Raw genomic sequence first — 19,627 nt, forward strand, 5'->3', positions numbered from 1 at the left:
ATACTTTTTATCCTGATAATTTAGGTTAAAACAAAATTTTACACCTATACCATTTTTGTTACTTCCCTCGTATTACGGGATATTTATTATCTTGTTAGCCCAACATCTGCTTTACTATGAACAAGGGTTATGTTTTCTTATTTTTTATACTGCTAAATTTTGTTTTGCTCGCAAGTGCTCAAGAACTTCCTCCTATACAAACCTATACACCTGATGTTTACGGAGGAGAGAACCAAAACTGGTCTATTTCTCAGTCTTTCGATAAACATATATATGTTGCCAACAATAAAGGATTGCTAGAGTTTAGTGGTTCTAAATGGAACTTATATCGTTCACCTAATAAAACCATTATTCGTGCTGTTACTCATATCGATTCACTTATTTATACGGGTAGTTTTAGAGAGTTTGGTTATTGGGAAAGAAATAATTTTGGTCGATTAGAATACACATCTCTATCTAATAAACTCAACGTCGATTTTATGGAAGATGAAGAAGTTTGGAATATTTTAAAGCTCGAAAATTGGATTATATTTCAATCGTTGGATCGCATTCATATTTATAATCAATCGAAAAATGAATATAGTGTAGTTAATTCCAAATCTAAAATTTCTAAGTTATTTAAAGTTGATGGAAATTTATATTTTCAGAATATAAATCGTGGGTTATATCAAATTAAAAACGGTATAGATATTTTAGTTTCAGACGATGCTATAATTAAAGAAAATTTAATTGTAAATATTTTTAATAAAGATGACGCATTACTTATTCTCACTCAAGATCGTGGTTTTTTCAAGTTAAAAGATTCTAGCTTAAAAAGCTGGAATTCACGTATAAAGAACACTTTAGATAACGTTAGTGTTTTTAGTTGTATTCAGCTTAAAGATAAAAGTTTTGTGTTAGGTACAATTTCCAATGGTTTAATTCATTTAACTAGCAATGGCAGTTTAAAATATAGTATTAATCAATCTAACGGATTAAGTAACAATACAGTGCTTTCATTATTTGAAGATCAAGACCAAAATATTTGGTTAGGGCTCGATAATGGCATTAACTGCATTAATAGCAAATCTCCATATTTAAGATATTCTGATAATGATGGCGTTATTGGTAGCGTTTATGCCTCTAGAGTTAGTAATGGCATGTTGTATTTAGGCTCTAATCAAGGATTATTTTGTAAGCCTATAAATAGTAAATCTAAATTTAAGTTTATACCCAACACACAAGGGCAAGTTTGGTGCCTTGAGGTTATAGACAATCAGTTGTTTTGTGGGCATAATTCCGGAACATTTTTAGTAGAAGGCAAAACGGTAAAAAAAGTTTCGGATGTACAGGGAGCTTGGCAAATAAAGAAAGTACCCAATCATAAAAGCCTATTAATTCAAGGAAACTATAATGGTTTTAATATTCTTGAAAATATAAATGGTAATTGGCAGTTTAAAAACAAAGTTGAAGGTTTTAATATTTCTAGTCGTTATTTTGAGTTTTTAAATGATACAACTCTATTGGTTAGTCACGAATACAAAGGTGTTTTCAAAGTTGAGGTAGATAAAGAGTTTTTAAAGGTTAAAACTTTTGGGCATGATGGGTCTGTAGAGAAAGGCCTGACCTCTAGTTTAATTCAGCATGAAAACAATCTTCTTTATACAAATAGCTTAGGTGTCTTTAAGTATAATGAAAAGACTTCTGAGTTTGTAAGAGATTCCATTTTAAGCAAACTTATTGATAAGAATAGTTATACATCAGGAAGATTAATTAACGACGTAAAAACAAATAAACTATGGGCTATATCAGCAAATGGGTTAAAGTATTTAAGAACATCCAAATTATCAGGAGAGCTTGAAATTAAGTCTGTAGCTTTCCCCTCAGATGTTAGGAAAGATGTTATAGGTTTTGAAAGCATAACACATATTCAAGATAATCAATTTTTAATAGGTTCTGCTACTGGCTATTTTGTTTTCAATTTAGATAAAACTTTAAATTATAATGCAGAGGTAAATATAAATCAGATTGAAGTAGCAACATCTAAACTACAGGAGACCTCAGAGTTTGTTAATCTACAAACATCTTCCACATTCGAAAACAATCAAAACAATCTTAAATTTACTTTTAGTGTTCCGCAGTATTTAAAAATTCAAAAACCTGAATACCAATACAAATTGGAGGGTTTATATGACACGTGGAGTACTTGGAGCGGTAAAGGCGAAGTTCTTTTTGAAAATTTACCATATGGCAATTACACTTTTAAGGTTAAAGGACGTATTGGAGACAAATTAACTCAAAATTCTGCAACGTATACTTTTAATATCAAGCGCCCGCTATTGTTATCTAATACCGCAATTATCTTTTATATAATTGCCATTATATTGTTTTCTATTCTTATGCATAATGCTTATAAGCGTTATTATAAAAAACAACGTGAACGTCTCGTGCAGAAAACAACAAGAGAATTTGAACTTAAAGAGCTAGAAAACAATCAAAAATTAATGCGTTTTAAAAATGACAAACTTCTAGAAGACATTGAAGCTAAAAATCGTGAATTAGGCAAATCGACAATGAACTTAATTAAGAAAAACGAATTTTTAAACAGTATAAAAAAAGAACTTCAAAATGCTGACTCAGCAAATAGTTTAAAACAAGTTATTAAAATTATTGATAAAAACATTAATAATAATGACGATTGGAATTTGTTTCAGGAAGCTTTTAATAATGCAGATAAGGATTTCTTAAAAAAGATTAAAAATATACACCCAAGCCTAACATCTAACGATTTACGTCTTTGTGCTTATTTACGACTTAATTTGGCTTCTAAAGAAATTGCACCTTTATTAAATATTTCGCCTAGAAGTGTAGAGGTAAAACGTTATCGTTTACGTAAAAAAATGGAATTACCACACGAAACAAGCTTAACAAACTACATTTTGAAGCTTTAAAAGATACAACATTAGCTAAATACACCTATACATTACCACAACATTGAATGATTTAGCTTAAAATTAACACAATTTAAAAATTAAGTAATGTGCTAATAAAAACCCTTACTTATTAGGTCTTTCTCAAAAAATAGAGCTTTTTTTTGCTATGTATATTTTTTGTTGCGGTACTTTTTATCAATACTATAATATCATAAACTAATTTTATATCAAACAAAACTAAATATATTTATGAAACACACGCTATTCAAAATTATAGCTTTATTCTTTATAGCATATTCAGGTGCACAGAATATTGATATAAGCGGAAATGTACAGGACGCTACGGGGCTTCCTATTCCTGGAGCAAACATCATTATTAAAGACTCTAATAGAGGAACAACAACCGATTTTGATGGTAATTTCACATTATCTGGAGTTACCAACGGAACGACTATTTCTGTTAGCTTTATTGGTTACATTACTAAAGACATAGTAATTACCAATAACTATAAGTTAAATATCTTACTAAAAGAAGATTTAGCAATGCTAGATGAGGTTGTTGTAGTTGGTTATGGAACACAAAAAAAGAAAGATGTTACAGGTGCTGTATCTATAATTAACGCTGCTACTTTAGAAGATTTAAAGCCTATAGATGCTGCGCAAGCATTACAAGGCACATCGGCTGGGGTTTCTGTTACCTCGCCTTCTGGTTCTCCGGGTGGAAATTTTAATATTTTAATTCGTGGAGTAAGTTCTAATGGAGATAATGGTCCTTTAGTTATTATCGATGGTTATGCAGGAGATTTAAACTCTATTAACCCAAGCGATATTGAAACCTTTTCTGTCTTAAAAGATGCTCAAGCAGCTATTTATGGTATTCAAGGTGCAAACGGAGTCGTTTTAGTAACCACGAAATCTGGTAAGAAAAATTCAGCTGCAAAAATTAACTACGATGCTTATACAGGTATTCAAGAAACAACACGTGAGTTGCCTTACTTAAATGCTACAGAATATGCTTTAATTTTAAACGAAAGTTATGCAGCAAATGGTCAAGCATTGCCTTATCCAGATGTGAGTGGTTTAGGTACTGGAACAGATTGGCAAAGCGAACTTTTTGAGCAAGCTCCAATTACTAGCCATAATTTATCTGTTACTGGTGGTGGTGAAAAAAGCACATATTACTTTGGTGGTTCTGTTTTAGAGCAAGATGGTATTATTGCTAGCGATAAGTCAAACTTTAACCGTGCAAATGCTAAAATTAAATTAGGTTTTGATTTAAGCGAAAAATTAAAATTTACCACATCGGCAAATTACTTTAATAATAACCGTAAAACCATTGGTGAAAACGCTTTAGGCACACCACTATTTAACGCCTTAAATTATGCACCAACGTATAGTTTAGATCAGCAAGATACTTCTGGGTTTTTAGGAAACGAGGTTATTAATCCGCTGTCGCAAATAGCAAACACTTATAACGAGTACAGTGGAAATTCGATTGAGGGAACATTTCAATTAGAATATGAAGCTTTTGAAGGTTTTAAAGTAACATCGCGTATTGGTTTAAAATCTTATGATGATAAGAGTAAAACATTTGCTCCTATTGTACAGTACGGATCTGGTAAAGTTTTTAATAACGATAGAAGTAGTGTAACGCAAACGCAGAATACCAACAACTCTTACACATGGGATACTTTCGCAACTTACAACAAGCTATTTAACGATAAGCATAACACAACATTTACATTAGGTACAAGTGCTCAACGTTTTTGGGGAGACAATCTTTCGGGAACAGGTTTCGATGTTCAAAACAACTCTTGGGAATTTGCCGATATTTCTTTGGCCAACGGTTTAAGCGAAGCAAAATCTACAAGTTCTTATATCTACGATTCTCGTTTATCTTCTTACTTCGGAAGAATTCAGTACGATTATGATAGTAAATATTTATTATCTGCTATGGTGCGTCGCGATGGATCTTCAGATTTTGCACCTAACAACAGAATCGATTATTTCTATTCTGCAACAGCGGGTTGGAAAATTTCTGATGAAGCATTTTTAAAAGATTCAGATGTAATTAACTTCTTAAAGCTTAGAGCAAGTTACGGTACATTAGGTAACAATGTTGGAGACGATTTATATCGTGCTTTATTGAGTGGTGAAGCTACATATGTGTTAGACGGTTCTTTAGTTACAGGAACAGCTAGCGGTAGAGTTCCTAATGCAGATGCATCTTGGGAAACAGCAGAAAAACTAGATATTGGTTTAGATATTAATTTATTTAATAATCAATTGGAAATTGTAGCCGATTATTTTATTGAGGATAGAAACGATTTATTAATTGAAAACTTCCCGATTTCAGGAATTTTAGGCGGAGGCGCTCCAGGAGCTGGTTTACCAACAGTAAATGCTGGTACAACTAGAAACAAAGGTCTTGAGCTTTTTCTTAATTATAAAAACTCTGTTTCAGATGATTTCTCATACGGTTTAAGCTATAATGTTACTAAAATTGATGGTGAAGTTACAGCAGTAAGTAACGGGAATATTTCTGAAGGCGGATCGTTTAGTGTTGGTCAGCCTGCTATTGCACGTATGGAAGTTGGTCAACCTATTGGTTATTTCTACGGTTTAAAAACCAATGGTATTTTTCAAAACCAAGCAGAAGTAGATGCGCATCCTTCACAAAGTGGATTAGGAACTGCGGCGTCTCCTGGAGATATTCGTTTTGTTGATGTTAATGGTGACGGAGAAATTACTCTAGATGATAGAACTAATATAGGTAAAGCGCAAGCCGATTATATTATGGGTTTAAACTTCAGTTTTAATTATAAAAACTTCGATTTTAGTGCTTATATGTATGCTGAATTAGGAAAGGAAACGGTTCGTAATTATGAGCGCGACCAACCTAATGTTAACAGACTTAGCTTGTATTTAGATCGCTGGACTGGCGAAGGAACAAGTAACTCTGTGCCAAGAGCAACTGTTGGAGCAACATCTAACAAATTGTTTTCAGATTTTTATGTAGAAGATTCTTCGTTCTTAAGAATGCAAAACATTCAATTAGGCTACTCGTTACCTAATGCGGTTACAGAAAAATTAGGAATAAGTAAATTCCGTATCTACACGAAAGTAAACAATGCGTTTACCTTAACTAAATATCGTGGTTACGATCCTGCAGCAACTAATGGAGATGCTATTGGCGGTGGTATAGATTACGGTTTCTACCCAATTTCAAGACAATTCATTTTAGGTTTAAACCTTTCCATATAAAATATTTAAAAGATGAAAAAATATATAAATAAAATTAAAGGTCTCTTTTTATTGGTTTTGGTGTTAGCCACTAATGCTTGTGGAGATGATTATTTAGAAGAAGTTGATAGATATAGCATAGATTCAGAAAGCTATTTCAACTCAGAAACCGATTATTATAACGCCCTTGTTGGTGCTTACGATTTGTTACAGTCTACTTACTTAAATGTTATTTTAGGCGAAATTGCTTCAGATAACACATTTTGTGGAGGCGAAAGTGCAACCGATGTTGTATCGTGGCAACAAATTGACGACATGATTCATACACCTGTTAACAGTGAATTAAAAAATCTGTGGGATTGGATGTATGCTGGAGTTAACAGGACTAATTTTATATTAGAATTTCAAGATAAAACAGAATTCGATGGAAAAGAAATCATTATCGGAGAAGCCCGTTTTTTAAGAGCCTATTATTATTTCGAACTTGTAAAATGGTTTGGAGAAGTGCCATTAAAAGAAACACGTTTTAACTTAGGTGATGAGACTTCACTTCCTAGATCGCCAGTAGCAGATGTTTATGCTTTAATTGAAGCAGATTTAACCTATGCTATTAACAACCTTAATTATACTGCGCCACAAGTTGGTAGAGCAACAAAAGGTTCTGCGCAAGCATTACTTGGTAAGGCTTATTTATATCAAAATAAATTTTTAGAAGCTACAAAAGTATTAGATCAATTAATTACTGAAGGTCCTTACGATTTAGTGAGCGATTACGATACTATTTTTGAAAACGATAACGAAAACAATATAGAGTCTGTTTTTGAAGTGCAATATTCTGATGCAGAAGGTGCTGGTTTCGAGTGTTTACAATGTAGTGAAGGTAATGTTGCTGTTGGTTTTAATGGTATTAGAAATTACACAGGACCAACATTCGATTCTGGTTTTAGTTTTAACGTACCAACTCAAGAAGTGGTAGATGAGTTTGAAGATGGAGATTTACGTAAAGATGTGGCTATTTTAGATATCGTTGCATGGGCTGCAGCAAATAATGCAACTTACGGAGAAGGACATGAGCATACAGGATATTACAACAGAAAATATATTGCAAGACAAGGCGATTTAAATACAGGTGATCAGAATTTAACAAACCCTAATAACTATCGTGCTATTCGTTTTGCAGATGTTTTATTAATGGCTGCAGAAGCTTATAATCGTGGCGAAATTAGCGATTCTAAAGCGCAAGAATATTTAAACAGAGTTCGTGCTAGAGCTTTTGGTGCAGCAAACGATGTTACATCTTCTGGAGCAACACTTACAGATGCTATTGCTCACGAACGTCGTGTGGAATTAGTGGGTGAAGGTCATCGTTTTTTCGATCTAGTTCGTACAGGACGTGGAGCAGAAATTGATGGATTTACTGCCAATAAAAACGAAGTATTTCCTATTCCATTAGAAGAAATTCAATTTTCAAACGGAAACTGGACACAAAACACCAACTACTAACTAAAACATACTAAGATGAAATTTATAAAATATGCATTCAGTTTATGTCTTTTCACGCTAATAGCTATTAGCTGTGCAGATGATGATAATATTGATTTTGTGGAAAATATTACAGCGCCTAGCAATGTTAGTGCAGCGGTAAGCGTAACACAAGATAATACCGGATTGGTAACCATTACACCTTTAGGAGAAGGAGCTGTGAGTTATGCTATTAATTTTGGCGATGGTTCGGAAGAAGTTTCTGGAATTACGCCAGGTAACGGAGAAGAACACGTTTACGAAGAAGGTAGTTACGATGCTACAATTACAGCGGTAAGTTTAAACGGATTAACAACCACAGTAACACAAACGGTTTTAGTATCATTTAAAGCGCCAGAAAACTTGGTTGTAACTATTGAGAATGATGCTGCCATTTCTAAACAAGTTAACCTAACTGCAGTAGCAGATTACGCTACCATGTACGAGGTTTATTTTGGAGAATCTGCAGATGAAACACCAATAGAGTTTAATATAGATGAAGTGGTTTCTTATCAATATGAAGAAGCAGGAACTTACACTGTAAGAGTAGTTGCAAAAAGTGCAGCTATCGAAACTACAGAGTATAATGTAGAATTTGAAGTTACAGCAATATTGCAACCGTTAACAGGAGCTCCAATACCATTTAGAGCACAAGCCGATGTAATTTCTATTTATAGTGATGCATATGCAAATCCAGATCCAATAGATTATTATCCAAACTGGGGGCAAACAACAACCTATACACAAATAGCTGTGGATGGTGATAATATGATTCAGTATGGTGATATTACTTATCAAGGTATCGATTTTAATAGTGTACCTGTAGATGCTTCTGTTATGCAGTTTATTCACGTAGATGTATGGACAGCTAATGCAGATTTTAATACTAAAATGTCTCCAATTAGTGCAGGACCTAATGAAACTGCTATTACTTTAGAATTACAACAAGATCAATGGACATCTTTTGATATTCCTTTATCTACATTTACAGATCAAAACGCTGCGGTTGATTTTTCAAACATAATTCAATTTAAATTTGAAGGTGCTCCATCTGGTGCAGGTACTATTTTTATAGACAACCTTTATTTTTATAAAGAATCTCCTACTGCTGTTTCTGGAGTATTACCACTTACTTTTGAAAGTGATTTTTCTTTAGATCAGTTTGATGGTGGTGGGACTGCTGTAGTTGCTAATCCAGATACTAACGGAAACACATCGTCTTCAGTTTTAGAATTAATTAAAAATGCAGGACAACCATGGGCTGGTTCTAAAATTACGATAGATACACCTTTCGATTTTTCATCTAGCACAACCGTTACCGCAAAAGTATGGTCGCCAAGAGCAGGATTAAATTTATTAATGAAATTTGAAGATGTTACACCATGGCCAAATACACAAGCTACAGCAGAAATTACAGCAACAACCACTTTAGCTAATCAATGGGAAACTTTAACTTTTGATTTTGCAGGAGTTGATATGGGTATCGATTATTTAAACATGGTACTTATTATGGATAATGGTACACAAGGCGATGGAACATCAAACTACACTATTTATGTAGATGATATTTCGTCTAACCCAATGTTAGATTTCGAGCCAGACTATGCTTTAGATCAGTTTGATGGTGGCGGAACAGCTGTAATATCAAATCCAGATACTAACGGTAATACTTCAGCAAATGTTTTAGAGCTTATAAAAAACGCTGGGCAACCATGGGCTGGTTCTAAAATTACGGTGCCTTCTCCTTTAGATTTTAATGCTGGTACAACCATTACAGCAAAAGTATGGTCGCCAAGAGCAGGGTTAAATTTATTAATGAAATTTGAAGATGCTACTGCGTGGCCAAATACACAAGCTACAGCAGAAATTACAGCAACAACCACTTTAGCTAATCAATGGGAAACGTTAACTTTTAATTTTATAGGAGTTAATATGGATATCGATTATACAAACATTGTATTAATCATGGATAATGGCACACAGGGTGATGGCACTGCAAATTACACGATTTACGCTGATGATATTGCTCAAAATTAAAAAGAATTAAAACTTAAGATATATGAAAAATATAAAATATTATATAGGATTTGTTCTGTCTATGGCACTGTTGTTTACAAGTTGCCAAGACGATGATTCAACCATAGGAGATATTGTTGTGCCAACAGGCGTTACAATATCTGCAGAAATTGTTGGTCAAGATGCCGATAATCCATTTGGAGACGGTAGCGGTATAGTAAATTTTACATCTACTGCAGATAACGAAATTACATACCAATTTAATTTTGGAGATGGTAAAACAGGAGTAGCGCCATCAGGAGAAACGGTTCATAGGTTTACACAAACAGGTATAAATACCTATACTGTTGTAGCAAGTGCTGTTGGTTCTGGAGGTGTTATGTCTAGTACATCTATGGATGTTGAGGTTTACAGTTCTTTCTCTGATGTAGAAGCAGAAAATTTATTGTCTGGTGAATTGGTAGGCGATTCTAAAACATGGTATTGGGCAGCAAATTTACCACTTCATGTTGGTTTAGGTCCTGTAGAAGACGATTACGGAAACGGAGAGTTTGCATATGAAGCTTGGTGGAATGGTATTGGCCCTTGGGATGAAGAAAAGTATTGTATGTATAGTAACGAGTTTGTATTTACGCGTAGTGAAACAGGTTTAACTTTCGAGCAAACAGTTGGTCCTGCTTTTGTACCAGGAACGTATTCTGATGTTTTAGGTGTAGCAGGAGATACATGTCACGATGAGTCTGTTGTACCAAGTATGTTTGGTGTAAAAAATGTTTCGTTTTTACCATCTACTTCAAAAGCAGCTTTAGAAGGAAGTTACAATGAAGAAGCTTATAGACAAAGTAGTTTTGAAATCTCAGATGGTGGATTTATGGGATGGTATGTTGGATCTAGCACATACGATATTATTTCGGTTACCGAAGATGAGTTACGCGTAAGAATAATTCAAGAAGGTAATGGTTTTGCATGGTACCAATTATTTACATCTAACAAACCTGTTGAAGGTGAAGCTGAATTTGAATCTGAATTCAACACCCTATCATGGTCAGATGAGTTTGATACAGATGGTGCTCCAGATGCAACAAACTGGACTTACGACTTAGGCGATGGTGGCTGGGGGAACGGAGAAGTTCAAACCTACACAAACGATGCTAGCAATGTTAGTGTTTCCGATGGTACTTTAAAAATAACAGCGATTAAAAATGGCAACGATTATACTTCAGCAAGATTAAAATCTATTGGTTTACAAGAGTTTCAATACGGTCGTGTAGAAGTAAAAGCAAAACTTCCAGCTGCTCAAGGTACATGGCCTGCAATTTGGATGTTAGGTGCTAATTTTCCAGATGTTGGTTGGCCTGTATGTGGTGAAATCGATATTATGGAACAAACAGGTGCAGATAAAAACACTTCACTTGGTACATTCCATTGGTTCGATAACGGAACGAGCGCTCAGGCAAGTTACGGTGAAACCATTTCGGTTGAAAATGCGTCTTCAGAATTTCATTTATATAGTTTAGAATGGACTGCAGAAAAACTTACTGTTTTATTAGATAATGAAGTGGTAGTAGCGATGGATAACAATGCAGATTTACCATTTTTTGAGAAAGACTTCTTTTTCATCTTAAATATTGCGATGGGTGGAACCTTAGGCGGAGATATCGACCCTGCTTTTACACAAGACACAATGGAAATTGATTACGTAAGAGTTTACAAATAAAACATATGAAATCAATCAAAATAAATATTATAACGATAGTTTTTTTAGTTAGTTTTTTTAGTTGTGAAAAGAGTCAAAATGGTAACTTGACTCTTGAAACAGCTAGCAACGAAACAACTATGGATATAGATAAGAAAGTTTCAGATTTGCTCTCTAAAATGACTTTAGAAGAGAAAATTGGCCAAATGAACCAGTATAATGGGTTTTGGAATGTAACAGGGCCTTCTCCTGCTTCTGGCGATGCTGCAAAAAAATATGAGCATTTACGTAAAGGTTACGTTGGTTCTATGCTTAATGTTCGCGGTGTGGAAGAGGTCAGAGCAGTTCAGAAAATAGCTGTTGAAGAAACACGTTTAGGAATCCCTTTAATTATTGGTTTTGATGTTATTCATGGTTATGAAACACTGAGCCCTATCCCGTTAGCAGAATCTGCAAGTTGGGATTTAGAAGCTATTAAAAAATCGGCAGAAATGGCTGCTTTAGAGGCTTCTGCTGCAGGAATTAACTGGACGTTTGCACCTATGGTAGATATTTCTAGAGATGCTAGATGGGGACGTGTGATGGAGGGTGCTGGTGAAGATACTTATTTAGGATCTAGAATAGCCGAGGCTAGAGTAAGAGGTTTTCAAGGCGATAGCTTGTCTTTAGCACATACTATTGCTGCTTGCGCTAAGCATTGGGCTGGGTATGGGTTTACAGAATCTGGTAAAGATTATAATACGGTAGACGTTGGTACTTCAACATTAAACAATATTATTTTCCCTCCATTTAAAGCGTCTGTCGATGCTGGAGTTAGAACATTTATGAACTCTTTTAACGAGTTAAATGGTATTCCTGCAACTGCAAACTCCTTTTTACAACGAGATGTTTTAAAAGGAAAATGGAATTTTGATGGTTTTGTTGTGTCAGATTGGGGTTCAATGTCCGAAATGATTAATCATGGTTATGCTGAAAATGTAAAACATGCTGCAGAATTATCTGTTAATGCAGGTTCAGACATGGATATGGAGTCTTATGCTTATGTTAATGAGTTAGCTGCATTAGTTACTTCTGGGAAGGTAGATGAGGCGTTGATAAACGATGCTGCTTCACGTATTTTAAGAGTAAAATTTGAGCTTGGTCTTTTTGAGGATCCTTATAGATATTGTGATGAAAACCGGGAAAAAGAAATTATTGGAAGCAAAAAAATTAACGATGCTGTTTTAGATGTAGCAAAAAAGTCTATTGTACTGCTTAAAAATGAGGATAACAGATTGCCATTGCAAAAAAGCGGACAGAACATTGCTGTTATTGGAGCTTTGGCTAACGATAAAACAAGCCCTTTAGGAAGCTGGCGTATTGCAGCAAAAGATAATACAGCTATTTCGCTTTTAGAAGGTTTAAATACATATCCTGATAATAAAATTAATTACGCAAAAGGTGCCGATGTTGCTATTGGAGAAGCTTCTTTTCCGTTTGAAGTAGAAATTAATAACACGGATAAAAGCGGGTTTAGCGAAGCTAAGCAAGTTGCAAAAAATGCCGATGTGGTTATTATGGTGCTTGGCGAGCACGCTTTTCAAAGTGGCGAAGCACGTAGTCGATCTCAAATAGGTTTGCCTGGTGTACAACAAGAATTATTAGAAGCAGTTTACGCGGTTAATAAAAATATTGTTTTGGTTTTGCATAATGGACGTCCATTATCTATTCCGTGGGCAGATGCTCATATTCCAGCTATTGTAGAAGCTTGGCAATTGGGTACGCAAAGTGGTCATGCTATAGCACAAGTGCTTTATGGCGATTATAACCCAAGTGGTAAGTTACCAATGACGTTTCCGCGTAGTGTAGGGCAAGTGCCAATTTATTACAATTACAAAAACACAGGAAGACCTGCTGCTAATGAGCCTAACTCTGTATTTTGGTCGCATTATATTGATGAAAGTAATACACCACTTTATCCGTTTGGACATGGTTTAAGTTATACAACATTTGCATATAGCAATTTGAAAGTGAATACTATTTCTAATAATGAAGTAGAAGTTTCGGTTGAATTAAAAAACACCGGAAAGTTTAAAGGTAAAGAAGTCGCGCAATTATATATTCGCGATTTATTTGCTAGCGTTACAAGACCAGTAAAAGAACTTAAAGGTTTTGAATTAGTAGAATTAAAACCTAATGAAGTAAAAACAATAACATTTAAATTAACAGAAAAAGAACTTGGTTTTTATAATAACAGCGATGAGTTTGTTGTAGAACCTGGAGATTTTAAAGTATTTGTTGGTGGAAGTTCTAAAACAAGCTTAGAAGGAGCTTTTAAATTATAATTATGAAATACAGTGTTGTTTTATTTATCGTTTTAACATTTTTTTCTTGCAATAATGACACTCAAAAATTGGTTTGGGAAGAAAACTTTGATGGCGATGTATTAAAAGAAACAACATGGAATTTTGAACTCGGTAATGGTTGCCCCAATCTTTGCGGTTGGGGTAATAACGAGTTACAGATTTACACTAAAAGAAACCATAACGTGAAAAATGGTTTTTTAACCATTTCGGCCAATTTAAAAGATTCGGTTTATACTTCAACACGAATTACCACTAAAGATAAGTTCGAATTTAAATACGGAAAAGTAGAAGTTCGCGCTAAGTTACCTTTGGGAAAAGGGCTCTGGCCTGCGTTTTGGATGTTAGGAGCTAATATTAACGAGGTAGGTTGGCCAAACTGCGGAGAGATTGATGTTTTAGAGTATGTTGGTAAAGAGCCGCATGTCATTTTCACTTCATTACATACGCCAGATAGCCATGGAAATACTATAAATACCAAGAAAACAACTATTGAATCTATTGAAGATGGATTTCATGTATACACCGCTAATTGGACAGCAAATAAAATAGAGTTTTTTGTAGATAATAATTTAGTCTATACTTTTTCTCCAGACATTAAAGATGAACAAACATGGCCTTTTAATCAATCTTTTTTTATGATTATAAACCTTGCTATTGGTGGTGGTTTTGGTGGCCTGGAAGTAGATAACTCAATATTTCCTCAAGATTTTGTAATCGATTATATTAGAGTATATCAATAATATTTTCTTTTGAGATTTAATTTTTGTATGTAGAAAAATTGAAGCTTATAAAGAAATAGATTAACACGCTATAATACAACCTAATAAATCTAGTTTTCTCTATTGATATAAAAAGCAGAGTAATCTTATTCCCCCACTCTACTAAAACAAGATTAAAAAAAATCACTTAAAATTAATATATTCTTAATTTCTTCTTTAAATTGTGCTTTAGCATAAAAAAAGCAAATCATAAACAAAATTAATCTTTTTAGACTATTTTTGTTTTTACAAGCTAATATTTCTGAATAATGAAAGAACAAGTACAAGAAGAAAACAAAGAACAATTAAATGGCAAACCTACTGATGCCAATTCTAAAATTGATGCAATAAAAGAACTTATTTTTGGCGAAAATATTCAAGCTTATAATTCGGAATTCGAAGCTCTAAAAGCAGATATTCTAGCTAAAAAAGAAGAGCTACAAAACTTAATAGGTATTGTAGAATCTGAACTTTTACAAAACATAGACACCCTTAGTACAGATATAAATATTAGAATTACAGATCTTGAAAACTCTATTAACGATAAGTTAGGAGATCTTGATGATAGAAAAGCTGACAGAAAACTATTAAGTCAACTCTTTATTAAATTAGGAGAAAAGATTAGAGAATAAATTATTTTTAGTAGATGAATCAAGATGAAAAACTAAGTATCATTAAAGATATTCTGCTTACTGATGAGCGAGAGTTTACATCTTCTATTGAAAAAAAAATAAAAATTCTTGAAAGTTTAATTAATGAAAAAAGACAATTATCTACCAAAGTAGACCCTATTATTGATGATAAACTAAAAGAATTTATTAAAGAAATTCCAAACACACTTGGTCCAACAATTACAAAAGCTTTAAAAAAAGAAATTGCAAATTCTCAAGACGCGGTAGTAGAAGCCCTTTTTCCTATTATAGGAAAAATGATAAAACGCTATGTGCAACATGAAATGAAGTTGCTGTCTGAGAGAGTTAACAATCAAGTAAATAAAACGTTTTCTTTTAAAGGTATTTTTAGAAAAGCTAAATCTAAAGCTTCTGGCGTTAACGAATCTGACTTAATAATTCAAGAGCAAACTAATGCCAAAATAGAACAGTTAATTATAATCGAAAAAGGATCTGGACTCGTTCTTGCAGAATTTTCTAAAAACAAAATGGCTGATGAAGATATGGTAGCAGGTATGCTTACTGCTATTAAAAGTTTTGTTGAAGACGCCTTTAAAAAAGAAAATCAAAATTTACAATATATAGAATATGACCATTATCATATTCATCTACAAAATTTTTCCTCATTTTACATGGCTGTTGTTATTTCAGGAGCTTACAATGTAATATTTAAAGACAAATTAGAAGACGAAATTCTAGAGTTTACAAGCAAGCAAAAAGTAGCAACACTCTTAAAAAACAAAAAACTACTTACTAAAAAACTAGAAGATTTTTTAAAAAATGACAATATCTAAAAAAATTGTTTTGATAGGACATTTTGGCGTTGGTAAAACATCGTTAATTAGACGCTTTGTAGAAAACACTTTTACCGAAGACTACAAAGTTACTATTGGTGTTCATATTTCTAAAAAAACAATAGAAATACCCGAAAACGAATCTGTATCACTTATTATTTGGGATTTGGAAGGGCAAGACGATATAAAAAAAACAAGACCATCTTACCTTTTAGGTACTAATGGTTTTATTTATGTTTTTGATTTATCTAGACCTGCAACCTTTGAAAATCTTGAATCTGAATTAAGTTTTTTAAAAGAAAACTACCCTAAAGTACCTACAAAAGTTGTTGGAAACAAGATGGATTTGGTAAATAAAGTCTATCTGTCGCAACACAACGATGTTTTTAACACAAACGTCGATTATTTTGTAAGTGCCAAAACAGGTAGTAGAGTTGAATCCCTATTTGCTAAATTAGCTCGAGAGTTAATTTAAATATTATGTTAGAAGCGTACAAAAAGAAATATTATAAAAATAATTTTCAATATATATTAGTTGACAATACAGGTTGTATTTTAGAAACTGATGATGTTATTTTTAAATCTTCAAAAGGAATTAAACTACAAACAATTCATCCTTTTTTTGAAATACTCGAGGGTTTATTACAAATTGAAAACGAACGCTTTGAGTTTTCCTGTATTAATTTAAATTTTGAAAATGAAGTTATAATTGTCGATGTTACCATCCATTCGCAAAATAATAATGAGAATCTCATAATTGTAGAAAACCTAACAAAGCACTACAACAACTACCAACTCACAGCACAAACTAGAAACGAGTCTATAATAAACTCGCAAATATTAGAATTAAAAAACGAGTATTTATTAGAAAAAGAAACTTTTAAAAACGACTTTATAGCAAATTTTAGTCATCAACTAAGAAACCCAATTACAGCATCTATAATTTTTAGCGATTTATTAATTAATAGTGATTTAAGTGATGAGCAAAAAAACTACCTCGACATTATTCACTCTGCTAATAAAGATTTAAAAAACAGAATTGAAGATATTTTAGACATCTCTAAAATTGAATCTGGGAGACTAATACTAAACGAAAAAGTTTTTGATTTAAAAAAGCTTCTAAACGGTCTTGCTGCTGCATATAAACTTATAGCCCTAAACAATGGATTAGAGTTTAATTGTGAACTAGACAAGAACCTTCCAGAGTATATTAATGGCGATCAATATAGGTTAAAGCAAGTTATTGCCAACTTATTAAACAATGCTATATCTAATACACAAAAAGGAAGCATTACATTAAAGGTATCTCTAAACTATGTGAGAGCAAAAAAAGCAAACCTTCACATTGAAGTCATAGATACTGGAATTGGAATTGCAGCAGATAAAATTGATGATATTTTTAAAAGATTTACTAAACTAAATTCTAAAAACTATAAAAACACAGGGTTAGGATTATCCATTGTAAAGTATTTAATTTCTGAAATGAAAGGAAATATAAAAGTTGAAAGCCAAATTAACAAAGGATCTAATTTTATATGTAACCTAAGCTTTAAACTTTCTAATTACAACCAAAGTTTAAAAAATGAATTATTAAAAAAACAACTACCTAACTTAAATAAAAAGCACCACATTTTACTCGTTGAAGATTCTGAAATAATACAGCTTACCGTTTTAAAATTATTAGCAGCCACAGGCCATTTTTATATTAATATCGTTTCTAAAGGCGAAGATTTAGTCCCTAATATTATCGACAAAAATGTAGATTTAATTTTACTAGCAAATACCATTGAAGGTTATTCGGCAATGGATTTAACTGTATCGGTGCGTAACCTTTCTAAAGAGTACAAAAAAACACCTATTATTGTTTTATCTACAGAAGCATACAAAGACGACATAAAACGCTTTAAACGGGCTGGAATTAACGATGTTGTAACCAAGCCTTTTGACGAAGGTAAACTTCTAGAAAAAATTTACAAATACGTAAAGTAAAAAAGTTAATTCTTCTGGTTATTAAAACTTACACAGAGTTTAAGCATAATGTTTAAAATTTTAATACTCTAAGCATTTTAATTTATCCATAAAAAACTCTTTATATTCTACATTGTAGATATCCTGACTAACCTCCGTTCCTCGTAAAATAATTTGTTTAATAGGAGATTGCTCTAACTTTAATATTTGAGATTTTGATAACTTTGCTTTTAACCCAAAAGTTCCGCAATCCATACCCCAAGAATGATAAAATATAATTGTTTGATTATTTTCTAAAACAACTTTTGCTGACGATCTGTTACCTGGCAAATAACTTGCACATCCCAAATCGCTGTCTAAATTAAAAAAGACATTTAAGCTTCGGCCTTGTCTATGTAACTCAATGGTTAAGTTTTCACTTATTTTATAAGGCTCTGTTTTAATATTAACTACGTTATAAAACTGATCGTATTCGTTTATTAAATAATGACAGTTGCTTCTCAATTCATTGTTAACATTTCCATTAAGACTCTCATTAGTTATAGATGTAGAAGTTTTATACTCTTCTATTGCGATCTCGTTTGTTATTGTAGTAGTCTCATCGCTTTTAGCTGCTTCCTCCTTTTCTTCTAACTTTTTTTGCGAATCTATATAACGCTGTCTATCTGCTATAGCCTTTAACTCAATATCCTTTTTAAGTTCTAATTCTTTCTGCAATTCTAAATAACGTTGCTCTTCTGCTTTAGCTCTAGCTATAGATGCCTCTAAGTCTTTTGCTTTTTGTTCAAGATTAGCTAATTCTTTTTTGCGTTTTTCTTCTGCTTTAGTTTTCGCTATAGTGGCCTCTAACTCTTTTGCTTTTAACGCTTCTTCCCGCTTTCTAGCTGCTTCTGCCAATTCTTGCTGCTTTTGCTCCTCTGCCTTTCTTTTTAACTCTAATTCTGCTAATGCTTTTTTGCGTTTTTCTTCTGCTTTAGCTTTTGCTATAGTGGCTTCTAACTCTTTTGCTTTTAATGCTTCTTCCCGCTTTCTAGCTGCTTCTGCTAATTCTTGCTGCTTTTGTTCCTCTGCCTTTCTTTTTAACTCTAATTCTGCTATTTCTTTTTTGCGTTTTTCTTCTGCTTTAGCTTTTGCTATAGTGGCTTCTAACTCTTTTGCTTTTAATGCTTCTTCCCGCTTTCTAGCTGCTTCTGCTAATTCTTGCTGCTTTTGCTCCTCTGCCTTTCTTTTTAACTCTAATTCTTCCTGTTTTTTTGCATTAGCCTTGTCTATAACTGCCTGTTCTGCATCTTCTCTTTTTTGAACAACTTTTTGAATATACTGTTGTCTTTTATGTACTTTTTCTAATGCTTTTCTTCGTTTCTCGTTTTCAAGCTTATCCTCGTAGTCAAAGTACAAATCCATAACATCTTCTGTCACATCTATATTCTCTGAATCTACATAACCTATGTTATCCTTAAAGTTTATCTTATAAATTTCATCTCCTAAATACGCTATCACTTGGCACTTTTGCTTCTTTTTAAATTGAATTAAAGTTGCAGAAGATAAATTGGCAGCTTCATGTAAACTACCTTCCTTAATAAATTTTGTGGGAACAAGTTCACTTTGAGAAAAGAGGATGTTTGCTATAAATAAGCAGATAAGTAGGGATAATTTTTTCATGTCATTAACTATTATTCTGAGGGGACCCAAATATAAACAAT

At 32.9% G+C, this 19,627-nt stretch carries 12 protein-coding genes; 11 read left to right on the plus strand and 1 reads right to left on the minus strand.

The features are described 5' to 3' along the window. Positions 1 to 116: 116 nt before the first annotated feature. From ABD715_RS14180 to ABD715_RS14230, 11 genes are all read left to right on the plus strand, one after another. Positions 117 to 2,930 (plus strand): triple tyrosine motif-containing protein, encoded by a 2,814-nt coding sequence (locus ABD715_RS14180; RefSeq protein WP_344788949.1) that lies wholly within the window; start codon positions 117 to 119, stop codon positions 2,928 to 2,930. Between the two features lie 231 nt (positions 2,931 to 3,161). Continuing rightward, positions 3,162 to 6,176 (plus strand): SusC/RagA family TonB-linked outer membrane protein, encoded by a 3,015-nt coding sequence (locus ABD715_RS14185; protein WP_344788950.1) that lies wholly within the window; start codon positions 3,162 to 3,164, stop codon positions 6,174 to 6,176. Between the two features lie 12 nt (positions 6,177 to 6,188). Further along, the gene (locus ABD715_RS14190) at positions 6,189 to 7,658 is read left to right on the plus strand and encodes a RagB/SusD family nutrient uptake outer membrane protein (RefSeq protein ID WP_344788951.1); all 1,470 of its coding nucleotides are present in this window, start codon (positions 6,189 to 6,191) and stop codon (positions 7,656 to 7,658) included. A gap of 15 nt (positions 7,659 to 7,673) precedes the next feature. Continuing rightward, positions 7,674 to 9,713: a hypothetical protein gene (locus ABD715_RS14195; protein ID WP_344788952.1), complete on the plus strand. Its 2,040-nt coding sequence runs from the start codon at positions 7,674 to 7,676 to the stop codon at positions 9,711 to 9,713. A gap of 22 nt (positions 9,714 to 9,735) precedes the next feature. After that, a complete protein-coding gene (locus ABD715_RS14200) occupies positions 9,736 to 11,409 on the plus strand; it encodes a glycoside hydrolase family 16 protein (protein WP_344788953.1) in 1,674 nt (557 codons plus the stop codon). 5 nt (positions 11,410 to 11,414) lie between these two features. Continuing rightward, positions 11,415 to 13,712 carry a beta-glucosidase BglX gene (bglX, locus tag ABD715_RS14205; RefSeq protein WP_344788954.1) on the plus strand — a complete coding sequence of 766 codons (2,298 nt, stop codon included), beginning with the start codon at positions 11,415 to 11,417 and terminating at the stop codon, positions 13,710 to 13,712. Between the two features lie 2 nt (positions 13,713 to 13,714). After that, complete coding sequence (locus tag ABD715_RS14210) at positions 13,715 to 14,473, plus strand: glycoside hydrolase family 16 protein (RefSeq protein WP_344788955.1); 759 nt, start codon at positions 13,715 to 13,717, stop codon at positions 14,471 to 14,473. Between the two features lie 287 nt (positions 14,474 to 14,760). Then, a complete protein-coding gene (locus ABD715_RS14215; protein WP_344788956.1) occupies positions 14,761 to 15,123 on the plus strand; it encodes a fructose 1,6-bisphosphatase in 363 nt (120 codons plus the stop codon). Positions 15,124 to 15,137: 14 nt separating this feature from the next. Continuing rightward, entirely contained in the window at positions 15,138 to 15,956 is an 819-nt protein-coding gene (locus ABD715_RS14220; protein WP_344788957.1) for a cell envelope biogenesis protein OmpA, read from the plus strand. Next, positions 15,943 to 16,431, plus strand: coding sequence for a Rab family GTPase (locus ABD715_RS14225; protein WP_344788958.1), 489 nt, complete (start codon positions 15,943 to 15,945; stop codon positions 16,429 to 16,431). The genes ABD715_RS14220 and ABD715_RS14225 overlap by 14 nt, the downstream gene beginning before the upstream one ends. A gap of 5 nt (positions 16,432 to 16,436) precedes the next feature. After that, on the plus strand, positions 16,437 to 17,945 hold the full coding sequence (locus tag ABD715_RS14230) for an ATP-binding response regulator (protein ID WP_344788959.1): 1,509 nt from the start codon (positions 16,437 to 16,439) through the stop codon (positions 17,943 to 17,945). A gap of 60 nt (positions 17,946 to 18,005) precedes the next feature. On the opposite strand, the gene ABD715_RS14235 is transcribed toward ABD715_RS14230, so the two are convergent. After that, entirely contained in the window at positions 18,006 to 19,586 is a 1,581-nt protein-coding gene (locus tag ABD715_RS14235; protein ID WP_344788960.1) for a hypothetical protein, read from the minus strand. Positions 19,587 to 19,627: the final 41 nt, after the last annotated feature.

It is taken from the genome of Postechiella marina, assembly GCF_039538365.1.
In the GTDB taxonomy this organism is placed as follows: domain Bacteria; phylum Bacteroidota; class Bacteroidia; order Flavobacteriales; family Flavobacteriaceae; genus Postechiella; species Postechiella marina.